This is a genomic window from Paenibacillus segetis (assembly GCF_014639155.1).
Classification (GTDB): Bacteria; Bacillota; Bacilli; order Paenibacillales; family Paenibacillaceae; genus Fontibacillus; species Fontibacillus segetis.
The window spans coordinates 568405-586195 of record NZ_BMFT01000002.1; the positions used below are offsets into that span (position 1 = coordinate 568405).

At 41.4% G+C, this 17791-nt stretch carries 10 protein-coding genes; all 10 read left to right on the forward strand.

The features are described from left to right. Positions 1–10 precede the first annotated feature (10 nt). The 10 genes from IEW05_RS18750 (at position 11) to IEW05_RS18795 (ending at position 17541) form a co-directional block, all read left to right on the forward strand. Positions 11–250, forward strand: a complete 240-nt coding sequence (locus IEW05_RS18750; protein ID WP_188541364.1) for a DNA-directed RNA polymerase subunit beta — start codon at positions 11–13, stop codon at positions 248–250. 269 nt (positions 251–519) lie between these two features. Then, positions 520–942 carry a 3-hydroxyacyl-ACP dehydratase FabZ gene (gene fabZ, locus IEW05_RS18755; RefSeq protein WP_188541365.1) on the forward strand — a complete coding sequence of 141 codons (423 nt, stop codon included), beginning with the start codon at positions 520–522 and terminating at the stop codon, positions 940–942. Between the two features lie 340 nt (positions 943–1282). Continuing rightward, positions 1283–3001 carry a phospho-sugar mutase gene (locus IEW05_RS18760; protein ID WP_188541366.1) on the forward strand — a complete coding sequence of 573 codons (1719 nt, stop codon included), beginning with the start codon at positions 1283–1285 and terminating at the stop codon, positions 2999–3001. Between the two features lie 107 nt (positions 3002–3108). After that, positions 3109–5127: a DUF5693 family protein gene (locus IEW05_RS18765; RefSeq protein WP_188541367.1), complete on the forward strand. Its 2019-nt coding sequence runs from the start codon at positions 3109–3111 to the stop codon at positions 5125–5127. Further along, the gene (csaB, locus tag IEW05_RS18770; protein WP_188541368.1) at positions 5100–6236 is read left to right on the forward strand and encodes a polysaccharide pyruvyl transferase CsaB; all 1137 of its coding nucleotides are present in this window, start codon (positions 5100–5102) and stop codon (positions 6234–6236) included. The genes IEW05_RS18765 and csaB overlap by 28 nt, the downstream gene beginning before the upstream one ends. Beyond that, positions 6233–7015 (forward strand): WecB/TagA/CpsF family glycosyltransferase, encoded by a 783-nt coding sequence (locus IEW05_RS18775; protein ID WP_188541369.1) that lies wholly within the window; start codon positions 6233–6235, stop codon positions 7013–7015. Before csaB ends, IEW05_RS18775 begins: the two co-directional genes overlap by 4 nt. A gap of 113 nt (positions 7016–7128) precedes the next feature. After that, complete coding sequence (locus tag IEW05_RS18780) at positions 7129–8250, forward strand: glycosyltransferase family 4 protein (protein WP_188541370.1); 1122 nt, start codon at positions 7129–7131, stop codon at positions 8248–8250. 499 nt (positions 8251–8749) lie between these two features. Next, positions 8750–12937 (forward strand): S-layer homology domain-containing protein, encoded by a 4188-nt coding sequence (locus IEW05_RS18785; protein ID WP_188541371.1) that lies wholly within the window; start codon positions 8750–8752, stop codon positions 12935–12937. Positions 12938–13077: 140 nt separating this feature from the next. Then, on the forward strand, positions 13078–13419 hold the full coding sequence (locus IEW05_RS18790; RefSeq protein WP_188541372.1) for a hypothetical protein: 342 nt from the start codon (positions 13078–13080) through the stop codon (positions 13417–13419). Positions 13420–13914: 495 nt separating this feature from the next. After that, positions 13915–17541, forward strand: a complete 3627-nt coding sequence (locus IEW05_RS18795) for an S-layer homology domain-containing protein (protein ID WP_188541373.1) — start codon at positions 13915–13917, stop codon at positions 17539–17541. Positions 17542–17791: the final 250 nt, after the last annotated feature.

Consider the following 17791-nt stretch of genomic DNA (forward strand, 5'->3'; position numbering starts at 1 on the left):
TGGAAAGTTCATGAATGAGAAGAGAAGCTCAGCTCCCAAGAGAGCTCCTAAGAAAGTCCCTAAGCAAGCTCCCGATAAACGACCGGCATGGGTCGGAATATTGAAATTTGTACTAATCGTACTGTTTCTTGTCTTGGCGCTGTTTGTGGGTGCTGTTGTAGGCTATGTCGTGCTTGGCAAACAAGATGTAGGGAGTATTACGGATTTAGAGACTTGGAAGCATGTATTCGATCTGGTCTTTGCTCCATAATAACAATAATTGGTTCACGGACTCCCGGCAACGGGAGTTTTCTTTTTAAACGAGGAAAATGTATAATGATGATGGGCTATTATGTGGTTTAAACGTAAGTTAATGTTCAAAGGGCTTAATCTGGACGCGACCTTTGGCTGCATTCAGATAAGCCCCTTATCTTAACCTTCGCTTCTGCAGATGCGAAGGATAGTTACAGTGTGACCGTCCTGTAGTTTTTTTATACGGAACGAGCGGTTCGTGGATAAAATATGAAAGGGGTAGTACATATGTTAGATTCAAAACAAATTCAAGAGATTATTCCCCATCGTCCACCCTTCTTGCTGGTGGATCGCATTATTGAGCTCGAGGAAGGCAAAAGAGCAGTAGGCATTAAGAATGTGACAGTTAACGAACCGTTTTTTGCGGGTCATTTTCCTGGATACCCAGTAATGCCTGGCGTTCTGATTACCGAGGCACTTGCTCAAGTTGGAGCCGTCGCTATTTTATGTGTGGAAAGCAATCGTGGTAAGATCGGATTTCTTGCCAGCTTAGATGGTTTCCGTTTCCGTGGGCAGGTTGTTCCTGGAGATGTGTTACGTCTTGAAGTGGAAATCATCCGTCTTAAGGGAACCTTCGGCAAAGGACGGGCGGTTGCTAAAGTTGAAGACAAGGTTGTCGCTGAAGGCGAGATTATGTTTGCTTTGTCTTAAGGTGCATGAGGTGCTCTAGCGTGTCAATAAAGTTCTGGCTATATTTAGACGCCCGATCACCTCGCTCCTTGTCCACAAGGGGCCCAATACATGTCAGCCAAATAGTTGTATAAACTACAGTTAAAATAGAGTGAAACTCTTTTGCTATGGAAATAGTTGTACAATATACAGTTAATGCAGAAGTTAGACTCTTGAAACACCAAATCTAACTTGTTTAGATGTAGTTTGTACAATTAAACTGTGTAAAGTAAGAGTTTTCGAGAAATTAAGTGTAGTTTATGCAACTACAACATATCCATTAGTATTACTAGTCAATAATATATAGGAGGAGAAACAAACCATGTCAGAAATTAATCCAACCATTAGAGAAAAAGTGGAGAGCTGGTTGCAAGACCCTTCCATTGATGAGAACACGAAGCAAGAACTTCGTGCACTGGATAATGATCCGGCTGAACTAGAAGATCGTTTCTATCGTGATTTGGAATTTGGAACTGGGGGACTTCGTGGTGTAATTGGTGCCGGAAGTAACCGGATGAATCGATATACAGTTGGGCTGGCAACTCAAGGGTTTGCAAAGTATATTCTCGAGGCGCATGGTGATAAAGAAGGACGTCCTTCCGTTGTTATTGCGCATGACTGCCGCCATTTCTCACCTGAGTTTGCACTAGAAGCTGCACTAGTATTGGCTGGTAACGGGATTGTTGCTAAGTTGTTCCCATCCCTTCGTCCAACACCTCAGCTGTCGTTCTCCGTTCGCAAACTAGAAGCTACGGGGGGAATCGTTGTGACAGCGAGTCACAACCCACCGGAGTACAATGGATATAAAGTGTACAACGCTTCAGGTGGCCAACTCGTACCGCATGAAGCTGAGAATGTAATTTCGAACATTCAAGAATTAGTATCGTTCTCCCAAGTGAAACGCTTGACTAAAGAAGAAGCAGAAACACAAGGTCTGATCCAATGGCTTGGAGAAGCTGAGGATGAGGATTTTGCAGAGACAGTTGCAGCAACTAGCGTTAACCGTGAGTTGATGGCTGCTGGAGCAGCACAGGATGTTGTTGTTGTGTTTACACCGCTACACGGAACAGGTAATGTCCCTGTACGCCGTGCATTAGACAAACTCGGATTCACCCAAGTGCATATTGTGAAGGAGCAAGAATTGCCCGATGCGAACTTCTCGACGGTGAAGTCTCCAAACCCTGAGGAACGCGAAGCGTTTACGTTAGCGATTGAGCTAGGGAAAAAGGTTGGAGCTGACATTCTAATCGGTACGGATCCAGATGCGGACCGTATGGGTGCCGTAGTTAAAAATGCAGATGGAGAATATGAAATTTTGACTGGTAACCAATCCGGTGCTATTCTCGTTCATTATGTATTGAGCCAGTTGAAAGAACAAGGTAAGCTGCCAGCGAATGGAGCAGTAGTGAAGACGATTGTTACTAGTGAACTGGGCGCAACGATCGCTCGTCATTATGGTGCGACTGTATTTAACACTTTGACTGGTTTTAAATATATCGGCGAGAAAATGAATGAGTTCCAGAATTCCGGTGAATATACTTATTTGTTCGGTTATGAGGAAAGCTATGGTTATCTAGCGGGTAATTACGCACGTGATAAGGATGCTATTGTAGCGTCCACGCTCATTTGTGAGGCTGCTGCATTCTATAAACGCCAAGGCAAGACGTTAATCGATGTACTGGAAGAGCTATATGCTACTTTTGGCTACTACCGTGAAGCGTTGAGCTCTCGCACCTTGAAAGGGAAAGACGGTCTTGCTCAAATCGTTGCCTTAATGACTGATTTCCGTAACAATCCACCACAGGAAGTTGCTGGGATTCAAGTAACGGATGTACTTGATTACTCATTAGGATTAGATGGTTTGCCAAAAGAGAATGTGCTGAAATTCTTACTTGAAGACGGTTCATGGTTTACGCTTCGTCCTTCAGGTACAGAACCAAAGATTAAATTCTATTTTGCTGTGCGCGGCACCTCGAATGAGGATGCTAAGGCCCGGCTTGCCGGACTTCAGGAGGAAGTGCTGGGACGTGTAGACGCCTAGTACTAGCAAGCCCAGCCAGGCCAAGATGTATGGTATGGCTGGGCTTACCTATGGTGTTGTCATATTTTAAAGTAATTATATTGGAATTATATTGAGGAGGTACATTTGTGATTCGGAGTTGGCAGCGGTGGAATAACGCTTCCCGCAAATGGTTATGGTTGTTGGTAGTAGTCGGAATTGTTGCTTCTTTGCCTGTGATATATCAACGGGTTCAGACGGAATCGTCTGCGAAGAAAGTTGAGTTTGTTTTCAACTATCGCGGTTTGCTGGACATATCGTCGTATAATGGGAATCCCGCGGCGTTTATGGACGAACAGTTGGACCGTTTGAAAGAGGCCGGCGTTGGCACAATGGCGGTGTTTGAAAGCACGCTTGACGAAATGTCCAAAGCTAGACGGATTATGATGTTCAATACTCTAGATGTAGCAAAAATGCAACAGTCTGTTGTTTCAGATAACGCAAACCAGACGTATATAGCTTTTACAAGCTCGGATAATGAGCAGCAACTTCGCCCGATTATCGAGAAGACCTTCAAGGACTTGAATGTATCTGTCAGCCCTTGGACGTATGGAAATCAAGCAGGATTAGTCCTTGGAATAGGTTATGATGAAGCCATCCTCAAACCTATGCAGCCAGATCCGATAGCTATTGCCAAACTACGAGATAAAGGATTTAACATCCTCCCCCGTATGACTGACAATATTCCTTATAATCAGGCAGATCTAGACGAGCTTCTGGCTTATTATAAGGAGAACGGTGTAGAGCGTATTCTTTTTGATGGAGATGCAGTAAAGGGCTATAGAGATAATGAGTCGATGAATAGCCTCCAAGGTTTCGCTGACTTGCTCAAGAAACATGATATTGGGCTTGTTACTATAGAGAATTTGAAGGCCCCTCAAAAAGGGCTCAACAAATTAGCCTATTTAACAGACTACAATATGGTTCGGCTCTTCTCCTTGCCCGATACCGACGCTAACATGGACAAGTTGAAATTAGCTGATAAGTTTGTATTAGCTACGAAGGATCGGAATATTCGCATGATTTACTTAAATGCCTCCCCTAATAAGGATGTAGCTAAGGCAACAATCACGAATCCGATTGATAATTTGATTGGCTCACTGGTTGAACCGGGCAATGCCATTTCGTCCATTCAGGATAACGGCTTTGAGCTAGGACAAGCAGAGGCATTTAAAGTGGTAGATTCTTCATGGCAGAAGTACCTGAAGGCCCTTGTTGTCTTGGGTGGCGTAGCGTTTATCGCCCTGCTGGTTTCATTATTTATACCGCCGCTTACTTTGATTTCTTTTGCTGTGGGTCTAGTTGGCTCAGCAGGTTTGTACGTATTGAAACCAACCTTGCTTGAACAAGCCTTAGCGTTGCTGGTTGCTACTAGTGCACCAACGATTGCTATGGTATTGGCCATCCGGAAGATCAGGGAAGTAAATGAGACCATACCAGATATGTCAGCAGGACGTAGATTGGCTCACACTGTCGTTCTATATCTGAAGACATCGATCATATCGCTTGCAGCAGTTCCGTTTGTTATCGCATTACTTAACAATATTACGTACAGCTTGGTTCTTAATCAGTTCCGAGGTGTCAGCCTGCTTCACTTTGTGCCGATCCTGCTTACTGCTGTATACGTATTCCTTTACCTTGGGAAGTCGGTCTGGCAGGAAATTCAAAGATGGTTGCAGATGCACATTACATTATTATGGGTTGTTGTTATTGCAGTCGTAGGTGTGGCTGGATTATTTTATCTATCCCGTACAGGTAACGGGGGAAGCCTACTTCCTGGCGAAGCAACGCTGCGTTCTTTCTTAGAGAATACATTTGGTGTACGTCCACGGAACAAAGAATTTTTGTTTGCTCATCCTTTGTTCTTTGTGGGTATATTCGCTGCTTTCCGCTACCGCCCTGCCATTTATGTAATGATTATCGCGGTAATTGGTCAGTTGTCCATGGTTGATACATTTGCACATATCCATACGCCAGCAGTCATTTCCTTGATTCGTGGTGTGCTTGGTTTGGGTCTGGGCATGATTTTCGGATTAGTGCTTACCTTGGTGTGGTATATCATTGAAAGGTGCTGGGATAAATGGTCACCGCGTCTACTCAAACGATAGTAATATCCGGTTATTACGGATTTCGGAATAGCGGGGATGAAGCGGTATTGAAATCCATTCTGACTTCATTAGAGGAGGAAGGACGAGCTACCGGGGTGAAAATAGAACCAGTCGTCCTATCCATAGATCCTGAGTGGACTACTCGGACATATGGTGTGAGATCAGTCCACCGGATGAAACTCGGTGAGGTTAGGAACGCTATTAAGAACAGCGACGGTCTGATCAGCGGAGGCGGAAGTCTCTTGCAGGACGCGACGGGTGCAAAATCGATTCCTTATTATCTGGGTGTCATCAAGTTGGCTCAATGGATGAGAAAGCCTACTTTTATATACGCTCAAGGCATTGGTCCGGTCAATCGACAGCTGTACCACAGGATGATTGCTTCGGTGTTCCGGCGTTGTAAATATATTTCAGTGCGTGATGTGGAATCTGCGGAATTACTTCATAGCATGGGAATTCAAAGTGATAACATTCAAGTAGTTCCCGATCCTGTAATGGGCTTAGAACTTCCTAAGAGTTCTGAAGATTCATTGAGACAAGAACTCTCTGCTGGAGGACTTCCGATGATTGGAGTTTCCGTACGTCACTGGAATCCGGAACGTACAGAATTAATTGAACTGGCTGAAGGGCTGAGATTACTCAGCCTGCGCACCCCAGTCCACATCCGGTTCTTGCCGTTCTATTTTCCAGGAGATGATGAGGCTTCACGTTATATGATGAAGTTAATCGGAGATGTGAAGGGAAATGGAAGCAGAGTCAGCATTGCATCCGAAATGGAGCATCCCCAAGACATGCTGCGTGAAGTTAGTCGTTGTAGCCTGCTCATTGGGATGAGACTTCACAGTTTGATCTATGCAGCCTCGCAAAATGTACCTATGTTGGGTATATCTTATGATCCGAAGATCGATCATTTTCTGGGTCGAATCGGGAGCATACCGGTTGGGACAAGCCAAGAGGTTGATCCTCAGAATATAGTTCAACAAGGTGAACACCTCTTAGTAGAGGGGGAAGCGTGGCGTGCGGCTCATGCGACGCAAATTGCGGAGCTGAAGGCAGAGTCACGAATTCCGGCGCGGAGTATCATTGAATATTTACGGAGCAAAGGATGAGCGACGTGAACAAAGTGAATGCAAAACCAGTGGAAGGCGTACCTACTGTATCCGTGTTTGGTATCCCGTTTTGTAAGTTTGGCATGCAGGATACGGTCTCCTATCTGACCGAGATTGTATCTTCGGGACGACCACATCAGATCATTACGGCAAATCCGATCATGGTGATGGCGGCGAAGGAAGATCCGGCTTACAAGAAGATGATGCAGCAAGCCGATTTGATCGTACCGGACGGGACCGGCGTGGTCTGGGCCGCCAAAATAGGCGGTGATCCGTTAACTGAACGGGTGCCGGGGTTCGATCTGCTTCATGAGTTAATGAAGCAAGGAGAACGCCGCCGCTGGAAAGTTTACTTGCTGGGATCCGCCCCAGAAGTTATTCAAGAAGCAGCTCGGCGGTTGACATTACAATATCCGGACACTGAAATTGTTGGTTTCCGTGACGGATATTTTGGCCCCGACCAGGATCAAGAAGTAATTGATGCAATTGTACAGGCATCGCCTGACCTTCTCTTTGTAGCACGAGGTGCGGATACGCAGGAACCGTGGATTGCTAAACACAAAGCCGCGTTATCAGTTCCAATTATCATGGGTGTTGGTGGCAGCTTCGATGTAATTTCTGGAAAGACGAAACGAGCGCCTATGTTCTTTCGTAAGCTAAGAATAGAGTGGTTGTACCGACTTTTGAAGGAACCTACTCGATTTAGAAGAATGCTTGCCCTACCGAAATTTGTACTCTGGGTGTTGCGCGAACGAGAAAACATTACTAAAATGGGCTAAATGATTGAATTTTCGCATAAAACAGCGTAATATTGCTTAAATGCGGGGTTGGTGTTTCTTATTAAAGGGAGTATAATTCATTCCGGCAAGAATAATTGGGGGTTGAAATATACATGTGGATTATCTACACCATTGGGTTTATTGTGGCAATGGGTTTGGCAGTAGGGCTGACGCCACTCGTGAAGAAGTTTGCTATCAAGGTCGGCGCTGTTGACGTGCCTAATGCGCGCAAGGTTCATACGCGTATTATGCCAAGACTCGGTGGGTTGGGTATTTATCTATCTTTTGTTATCGCATTTTTTGTACTCCTACCGTTCATTCCCGAGACCTTCTCTGTTCGTGAAGTGAATTTCGTCAAAGCCTTTCTCGTCGGCGGCACCATGACGTTACTGCTGGGAGCTCTTGACGATCGTTTTGACCTACCAGCCAAATTAAAATTCGTATATCAGATCGTTACAGCGTGTGTAGTAGTATTTGGATTTAACATTCAATTGGAGTTTGCAAATATACCTTTTAGTTCCTATTCATCCGTGGAGAGCTGGATAGCTATCCCATTCACCATTATCTGGATTGTTGGGGTAACGAATGCAATTAACCTGATCGATGGACTCGATGGTCTAGCGGCAGGTGTGTCAGCGATTGCCATCGCTACGATTGCGGTTATGGCGTTCCTGATGGGTAACGTCGTCGTTGCACTTCTATGCTTATTGCTATTGGGTAGCATTATTGGCTTCTTGTTCTTTAATTTTCATCCGGCCAAAATATTCATGGGTGATTCCGGGGCACTCTTTCTCGGGTTCAGTCTCGCCTTGCTCTCGCTCCTAGGTTTCAAACAAGTTGCGATCGTTTCGTTCCTAACACCACTCATTCTGATCGGTGTTCCGTTATCAGATACCTTGTTTGCCATTGTACGTCGCTGGAGACAGAAGAAACCTATTTTCTCGCCAGACAAAGGTCATTTGCACCATTGCTTGCGTGAGCTGGGCTTCTCTCACCGTCAGACTGTATTGATTATCTACGCTATCGCTGCATTCTTTGGTGTACTAGCGATCATTCAGTCGTCTGCTGCTATGTATAATGCTAACTGGGTTACGTTCGTCGTTATTTTTGTTATGGTGTTCTTCCTGCAAATTGGTGCAGAAGTCATCGGCCTTATCAGCAAAACCAAGCGTCCAGTTCTCGATTTCATCGCCAGATTACGCATGAAAGCCGGCACGGAACGCGGCTCGAAATAATGAATTCTAAAATTCAGCAATAGCAATTATATATATGATGGTAATAAGGACAACCCTCCGCTTTGCGCTTCGGCGTAGCGGGGGGTTGTTTTTTTTGCGTTAGGAACATTTTATTAAATGTACTTTCTACACTTAAATTTGACCTCTGAGTAGATTCACTGCCTTTAGTTGTATAAAGTACATCTAAATCTTATAAACGATGAAGAAAAACTCTTTTCTGGCGAAAGTAAGTGTAGATAATACAACTATTTTGGAAAAATTCATGTTCCATCGAAAATTAAGTGTACTTTCTACAGCTACACGCTTATCCAAGTTATACTTATAGTAATAAAATGGAAATTGAATCTTTAAATGTAGGATATGTATCAATCGGGTTTATCGTTTTCCCTAACATATAGTAACTTGATTGCCGATAAATAAATTAAGTGCGCTTAGAGGCGATTTTCTGCAACGAATAGCAGGAATAAACTAAATTAACTAACAAAGGAGAGATTTATACATGCAGCGTTTTAAGAAACCGCTCGTATGGCTGAGTTTGCTATCTTTACTTATTTCATTGATTCCTGCCATGGGAGTGGGAGGTTCAGAGGCTTATGCAGCAGACTTGAAAGCAACTACTTATTTCGCTCCCGATGACAGAGATATTCTAAAGACAGCTAACCTTGAGCTTGGCGCTATAGGTAACGGCACTGACCTAAGACAGAAGGTTAAAGTTACCTATAGTCCTACAATAGCTATTACGGGTTCTTATTCCAAAGTATCTAGTGATACCTTGAGTGCACAGGTTGATTTATTGTCATGGGATAACAATGGTGGTAGCAACGGTAAGGGCACATGGGTTGTCGACCGTGTCCATAGTGCTCCGGGGGCCGTGTTGCCTGATAACAGCAATTCCAATTTATTTAATGCTCCTAATTTGACTCTGTTTCCTGGATTGAACCGAATTACCCTTAAAGGGTCATTTGGACTTGTAGAAGGTTCAGAAACTTTCTATGTATTATATGATAAAGTTCCGTATTACACAGGGATTGCTATTACAGGTAGCGGATTTCTATCTGATATTAGTTTGAACGAAGGAACTCGTGTAGTAGTTAAAAGTCCACAGATTTCGTTGACGGGTAAAGTCTATAATACGTCCAAAGTGACTGTTACGATTGATGGCAAAGAGTTGTCAACGGATGTATTTAATAATGAATTGTTTACGCCTTCTATTAAATTGTCCCCAGGTCTGAATAAGTTGGCAATCAAGTTGACCAATGGATCGGACTCGTTGGAAATTACTCGTGAGGTATATTACTTCACTGACGAGAAACCTTTTATTGATATACATGTCCTGGATAACAATAATAGCTCGAAGCCGTATGATTTATTGACGAGTATCCCTACCTTGAAGAACGGTAGTAGTGATAATGATGTAATTGTGCAGATGATGATTCCTTTCTCTGCGGGAACAAAGGAATTCGCACAGGATTACAAAGTAAGTATAGATACTAACCCAGTAAACCCTGCTTCCATTGTAATGCTTTCAGCGAATCTCTATAATGACAAGGGAGAATTTATAGTACCAACTACAGGTTCGACTGAGGATGTTATCATTGAAGATTCGACTGGGCCAGCTTACCGGCTCGTAACTTTTCAAATTAAGGGTGTCCCTTTTCAACATGAGTCAGACGGATCGGTAAAAGCTACACAAAGTCCGAAGATTACAGTGAACTATGGAAGTAAGGTTTCAGCAGATCCTGTTCCTGTAACAACATGGGGCTTCGAGTCTTCCTATACCCCAGTTTATAAATTGTCTAATCTGACATCCATTAAGAATATTTATTATTTGCCTGATTATGTAAGTGGTGATAATGGTAAAGTAGGTGCTACCAGTAAGCTTCCTTTGAATAACGCAGCTGTTAACAGTAGCGACTTTTATATCATGGTGGAGACAGATGGTGGGATAACGACTGCAGATGCATTGAAGGCTAAATACCTGCCGTTAGGAACTAAGGAATTGTCAATTTCAACAACGGGAATACAAGCTCTAGATAAAGATGGTGTTAATATAACTAATACCTACATTTATAAAATCACTGGCTTTGCCAATGGAGTGCAAAAAGTAAGATTCGAATATCCATCGAAGTCTTCTACCTATGATGCGACGATTTCCTATTCGTCAATCAGTGGTATTCTGGTGGATAATTTGGTTGATGGACAGACCTATAAATATAACTCGAAACTTGATGGCGGCACGAGCATCACACAACTTGTTGTTTCGGGTGAATATTTTGGGTTTGATGTAAGTACCCCTGATAAGATTAAAGACCTTAATGCAGAGTATTCAGTTAACGGGATAAACATCGAGAAAGAGACTGACCCTACAAAATATGGTAGTGACACTAAGTTAATTGATACTACTACAGATCCTAAATTTCCTAAATTTAGTTTGTCCCTGAATATTTCAAAAGAAGGACCGCTCGTGGCAGGGGCGAACACGATTGAATTTAGAGGACGATACAAAGATGCAGCAGGGAATTATGTACCAATTGTTAAAAGTTTACGGATTTATATTGTCGATGAAAATGTGGCGGATATTACACAATTTCACCCAGGTAAGGTTCCACAAGCCGGTGTAGCAGGTCAACAGAGACCGCCGTTCCCGGCGCAGGATGATTTTATGTTGCCTGCAAATAACGCATTCAGAGAAGCTGTTGATGAAGCTATACGCAAAATAATAGAGATTCCAACAGAATTTACACTGAAAGACGGAAAATATACGACAAGTGAACAAAGCTATGATGTAATCATCCGTGGTAGTGGTACAAGTAAGGTCAACCTTTATTTTGGTTCTGAGAAGATATTTTCAATTGATATTCCGGGAATTGCAGATAAGTTCACTGCTGTGAATGGTTTTTACCCAGAAACCACGAAGGAATATTATTATGAGGTAGTTGGTAATAGTAATGACTTTTTACTTCGAATTAGAAATAATGAAGAGATTGACGCTAATGGGAACGTGAAATACCTGGGGAACTTCCAATTTGCGAAGGATACGACAGGCACACATGTCTATAATTTAGAGCTGATTAATGAGACAGGTGCACGTACAAATCAACGAATGGAAATTACACGGGAAGTTGCACCATATCGATTGCTTGCACCGCAACCGACTGTAGGGGATCAGTATGTAGTTAATAAGAACTTCGTTCGCTTTGACATTGAAGCTGAAGGAGCAACTAAGGTTATTATTGGTAAAGATGAGGCAACCCCTCGCACAGAACCTGATAAGAAGAACCGTTTCACCTACGACTATGTGGGATTGAAGCCTGATAAATTGAACAAAATTAAAATTCAAATTGTACGTGGTAAAGATACAATTAATGACACCATTGAAGTGTATTACACCAGTCAAGTGGGGATAGATACCCAATTCATGGCGGAAAAGGTAACTAATAAGTATTCAGTATTTAATAAACAACTTGAATTATCGTTCCCTAAAGGAACGATTATGCAATCCGCAAGTATGAATTCCAATAGTGTTACTAAATATTATCCGGATACAAAATTATTGTTTGGTATTGCAGATCCTAATGATGGAGTAGTGGAACGTCGTAACGATTACGGTATTTACTTTAATAATAATACTGAAATCAGCGGTAACAATAATCTGTTAGATTCTCTTAAGAGTAATTTCACTACAACAGCAGATACATTCAACTTTACACGTGTATCCAATATTTACTGGATCAGCGGTGGAGTTGGGGAACTTGGAGATAAAGGTGTCACAACGGGTTATAAGCCAGCGACAAATGGTCTGGCTCCGTATTCAACTGAGGGATTCTTTACCAAGTTTGAGGCGGAACGTGAGATTGTTCCTTCACAACGAGGGAGCCTGAAATTAACTTATAACAGCAATGTTGTAGATGAAGCAGGATCTCTAGTGACAGTGTTTAAATATACTGAGGTCGGTGGTAAAGGTAGATGGACCCGTGTGCCTGGGGAAGTGAACACGAAGGCTCACACCGTTACTATTCCTTTTGATGAATTTGGTTACTATGCAGTCTACAAATTGAATCGTAGCTTCTCTGATATTACGAATCACCCATGGGCTCGTAATATTCTGAACGCTTTGTATTCTAAGGGAATTATGGAATACTTACGTTCAGATGCTTTTGGAGCGGATGATCTGACTACTCGAGGAGAATTTGCTACATTACTAGTGAAAGGTTTGAGCTTACCGCTCATTCCAGAAGATAAGAAGCAGACGTTCTTTGATGTTCCTTTCGGTGCAAAGACAGCGACATGGGATTATGAACATTTGGAGACGGCAGCAAGAGCAGGTATTATAACAGGTCGAACTGAAGGATTCTTCTCACCTAATACAACGATTTCGAGACAGGATGCTGCGGTTATGATTGCACGTGCTCTTAAACTGAAGCTTTCCTTGAACGACGCGAAGCTGAAATCCAGCGTGGCCAAATCTTTCTTAGATTCAGGAAAAATTGACTACTATGCGCTTCCGGCTGTTGAAGCAGTAACGAAAGCCAAGATTATGTCTGGAAGTCCAGTTACTTTGCCGGGAGCGAAAAAAGCCTCATTTAATTTCAATCCACAAAGTGATATGACTCGAGCAGAAGCCGGTAAGATCGCAGTAGAGCTATTGAAGAAGAGTACAAACATCTTCCCTAAAAATTTTAGTTGATTAATTTAGAGAACCCTTGTCCGCAAGCGTTTTGCGGGAAGGGTTCTCTTTTTCCAGCTACATAGTTTTGTAATTTGCTGGAGATTACGGTACAATAATAAATAGTAAGAGACATTTTCGCAAAAGGGTGAGTATTAGCAATGAAACCGATCTTATCAAAGGCACAATTAGGTTATATGAAGGCAAAGAATAAATTTGAGGATAGATCTAGGGCTTTAGAGAAGAAAATTGAAGAAATGGCTAAACTTCAGGAAGTGACTCAAGAGATTATGGAAGGTCTTGTAGTAGAATCAGGTTTCCATGATGCATTTAACGAACTACGTGTGGCCGAGAACGAATTGGTTGAATGGTCACATGTAACAATGAAACATGAGAAGACTTACAAAGATAATAAACAAGCTATTGAAGATATGTATGCAAAATTGGACACAGATCCGAAGATGCGTGCCCGTATTATCCAACTAGCTATGAAGGTAAGATAAGATTTTTAGAGAATTGTTAAATAAGGCGTCCATGTGGACGTCTTATTTGTGTTTAACTTACATAAGTTAAGGGTATTGAATTGGTAAAATATGATTAATGACTGACATATTCAGGAGTGTTATACTAATTTCCGTCAGAAGGTAGGCGAGTAAATAAGTTGTAATTGAGGGGAACCTTAGAAATAGTTACAATCTCGCAATTTATTTTCGAAATGCCGCAACTTTTTGAATTCTGCTGCGTTTAAGATGTAGAACACATGACAATGAGGGTTCAGATAGGCATTCCAACTTATCCCTAAAGGGGAAACTTGTCTATCTATTAGAAAAATTAGCTTTACGGAGCTTAGGACCCATTGTATAATGTTTAGGTAGGATTAGGAAACTACTCTATTTCTACATTCCTATCATTAAATTCGTTTACAAGTTTCTGCGGCATTGTCGCAGACCTAATTTATAGGAAATCGCTCAAGCTCTAGAAAGGGGGTGCAATGGCTAATGAGTAACACGAGCTATTCATTTAAAGAAAACTCTCATATGAAAGTTATTCAAGGAGGAGAAAAAAAGGTTATGAAGAAAATTTTATCCGTAGCTTTGTCTACAGCAATGGCATTCTCAATGTTTGCATCTGTAGCATTCGGGGCTGATACAGCTAAGCTGACGCCTCAACAACAATTTGACGTATTGAAAGACGCTGGTATCGTTACTGGTTATCCAGATGGTACTGCTGGTCTTGACAAATTCATCACTCGCGCTGAATTGGCAAAAATCATCGTTAAATCGATCAATTTGGAACCAATCACTGGCGTAGCAACTTACAAAGACAAGAATTACACAGCTTCTCACTGGGCAGCTCCTTACATCGAAGCAGCAACTCAAGCTGGTATCCTTGAAGGTAAAAACCTTGAGAAAAAATTGTTCGATCCAACTGGTAACGTAACAGTTCAAGAATTGGCTAAAGTATTGGTTTCTGCATTGAAACTTGAAGTTCCAGCAGATACTAACAACACAGCTACTGAATGGGCTAAAGGTTATGTAGAAGCAGCTATCAAAGCTGGTTACCTAGATGCTGGATTGAACTATCAAGCTAACGCTACTCGTTCACAAGTGATCGTAGCAGCACACGCTGTTTATGAGTTCAACAACTTCAAAGTAGTTAAAGCTGAAGCTTCTGATGCAACTCACGTTAAATTGACTTTGTCCACTGGCGAAGTTGTTGACGTAGTTCTTGAGAAAGCTCTTGAAGCTAACAAAGCAACAGAACTTACTTACAAAGCTGCAGACGGTCGCGAACTTAAGTACACAGTTACTTGGGTAGTAACAACTGCAACTAAAGTTGAGAAAGCTGCTGCTTCCAACTTGAAAGAAGTAGTAGTTACATTTGATGGTGAAGTTGATCAAGAGTCTGCTGAAGAAGTAGCTAACTACTCCCTCAGATCTGGTAAATTGATTGATTCTGTATCTTTGAGTGAAGATAAACTTACAGCAACAATCTTATTGGCAGAAGGAAGTGTTCTTTCAAACAACAAGGTTGAAGCTGTTAGCGTTTCTAACATCAAAGCTGGAGATAAAACTGTTAGTGTTAAGAACCTTGAGTTCACAACGGTTGATAATGTTCTTCCAGAAGTTTCGAGTGTGAAATCTTTGGGTACAAAATCTGTTAAAGTTGTATTCAGCGAACCAGTAAATGGCGTAGCTCAAAGCAATTTTAAAATTGATGGAAAAGAATTCTTCGGTAAAGTATCAGTAAGTGCTAATAATAGAACAGTTATATTGACTCCGTTCAATACATCAGCTCTTGCAGTTGGCGAACATAAAATCAATGTAAGTGGTGTGAAAGATTTTGCAGGCTTCGTGTCTCTTGCTTCTACAACTGACATTACTGTAGTTGAAGACAAAGACGCTCCAACAATTACTGAAGCATCTGCTACATTGGAAAGTGTAACACTTACTTTCTCAGAAGATGTAGATTATGACACAGTAAAAGTTGATAACGTGTACTGGAAATCCAGCACTGATAAAATCAAAGCTGTAAGCAAAAAACAATTAGCTGACAATAAAGTGAAATTCACATTTGGCCCTGCTAGATCATTGCCAACTGGTGCGGTTTCAATCTTCGTTGAAGGTGTTAAAGATTATTCTGGTAACGAAATTGCTAAAGACACTTCTGTAGTAGTTACACCAGAAATCGACCAAACTCGTCCAGTAGTTAAGAAAGTAACTGCTGAAAGTGCAACTCAAATCAAAATCGTATTGTCTAAAGAGATTAACGCTGCTAGTGCTGGAGTAGTTGCTAACTACATTGTTAAAGATAAAGACGGTAAAGCGATTGCTGTAAAAGATGCAAAGCTTGATCCAGCTGATCTAGAACATAGAACTGTACTAGTTAATCTTTACACGAAGTTGTCTGTAAGTGGTGACAATACACTTACTATTCAAAACTTGAAAGATAACACTAAATTACAAAACACAATTCTAGATTACACAGGTAAAGTAAGTCTAGCTGACAAAACAGCTCCTAAAATCGACAGCAAAGTGGTTAACACTGTAGACAAACGCGTAGTTGTGACTTTTGACAAAAAGATGGATGTTGAATCTTTAGCTAGTTACTCTAACTACCTTGTTGTGATCGACAATAAAGTTCAATCACTTACTAGCGATATTGCTGAAATCACTGTATTGCAAGACGGTCAATCTGTTGCAATTAAATTTGCTGACAGCATCGGAAATAAAGTAACTGTATTGGGTTCCAATGTAGGTGCTGCTGGCAAAACTTATATTACAGAGCTTAGATTGTTAAATCTTAAAGATACTAACGGTAATGTATTGCAAGAGTTCGCCGACAACAGTAACACTAACTTTGTTGATCTAAAAACTAGCACTGTCACTGGATTGGCAGAAAATGTTAAGTTAGTTGATAGAAAAACTGTTAAAGTTAAATTCAATGCGGGTATCATTGCTGCTGGATCTTATGCATTTGTTTCCAACACATCTAACCCTATTACAAGTGTTGATGTAGATTCAACATCTGTTGTAACTATTGGATTTGCTAATGATCTTCAAACTAATGGTGGTGACCTTAACTTTGCTGTAAACTTAGCGTACTTGACAACAACTGCTGGTGGTCCAGCTGGCGCAGGTTCGTTTAATGTGACTTCAGCAAATGTTAAAGATGAAGTTAAACCATCAGTTGTTTTAACAGCAAATGATAATTTGCTAGTTAGTGGCAATAATGTTGTTGTTAACTTGTCCGAACCAGTAAAAGCTACAAGTAACGAAGTTGTAGCAGCTGAATTGGAAATCACACGTAACTTTGACCAAAAGAAATTGAAAGCAGAAGTTGACTATACTGTTACTGGATTCACTGCAGGTGCTACAACTAGTACATTTACAATTGAATTACTAGATAGCTCTAGCAGAGAAATTGATACTTACTATACTGTATCAATCAAGAACAGCAAATTCATTACAGACGTTGCTGACAATGAACTGGCTGACTTCTCTGTACCTACTGCAGTAGTAACTGGAACCGCAGCTCCAGCGGGTCTAACAGGTGTTAACACTGGTTTCACGGGTGCAAATTCTGGTAAGATCACAGGTCTAGATGCTACAAAAAATTATGAAATTAAACTAGAAAGTGCACCTGTATCTGCTTATACAGCAGTTCCTGCAGGTACTGAAATTAGTGGTCTAGCTGCTGGAACTTATAATGTTCGTATTGCAGCGATTGCAGCTAACCCTGCTACTGGCGCTCCAGCTATCCCTGCAAGTGCAGCTGCAAAAGTAACAGTTGGTACAGCAGCTCCTTCTGATACTGAAGCATTAGCAGCAGACGTAACAAGCTTAGTAACTGCTGTTACTACAGTTGATCCAGCTGCAGCAATCACTGCTAATATTACAGTTTCAACTCCTGCAACTGGTGCTAACGGATCTGTAATCACTTGGAAAGCAAATGCACTTGCACACACTGCAACTACATTTGTTACTCCAGCTAGAACTGCTTCTTCACAAACAGTTACTTTGGAAGCAACTATTACAAAAGGAACTGAAATACCAGTTGTAAAAACATTTACAATTACTATTCCAGCTGGTGCTGCTGCAATCGATATTACTGTAGCTCCTTAATTGTAGTAGTAATACTGAGTTTTTGATTCATTGGCAGCAGATTAGAAAGGAATTTCTAATCTGCTGCTTTTAATTTATATCGTTAATCGTAGACACTAATGCTATTAGATGGAGAGCAGTTATGGCAATCTTTAATTTATTATTGTCATAATTTATCTTTTCCATAAGTATCAATCATTAATACATATTTTAAATAATTATAAGCATATTAATCTTAAAGATAAGAAGAACATCAACCCAAATTCCTGTC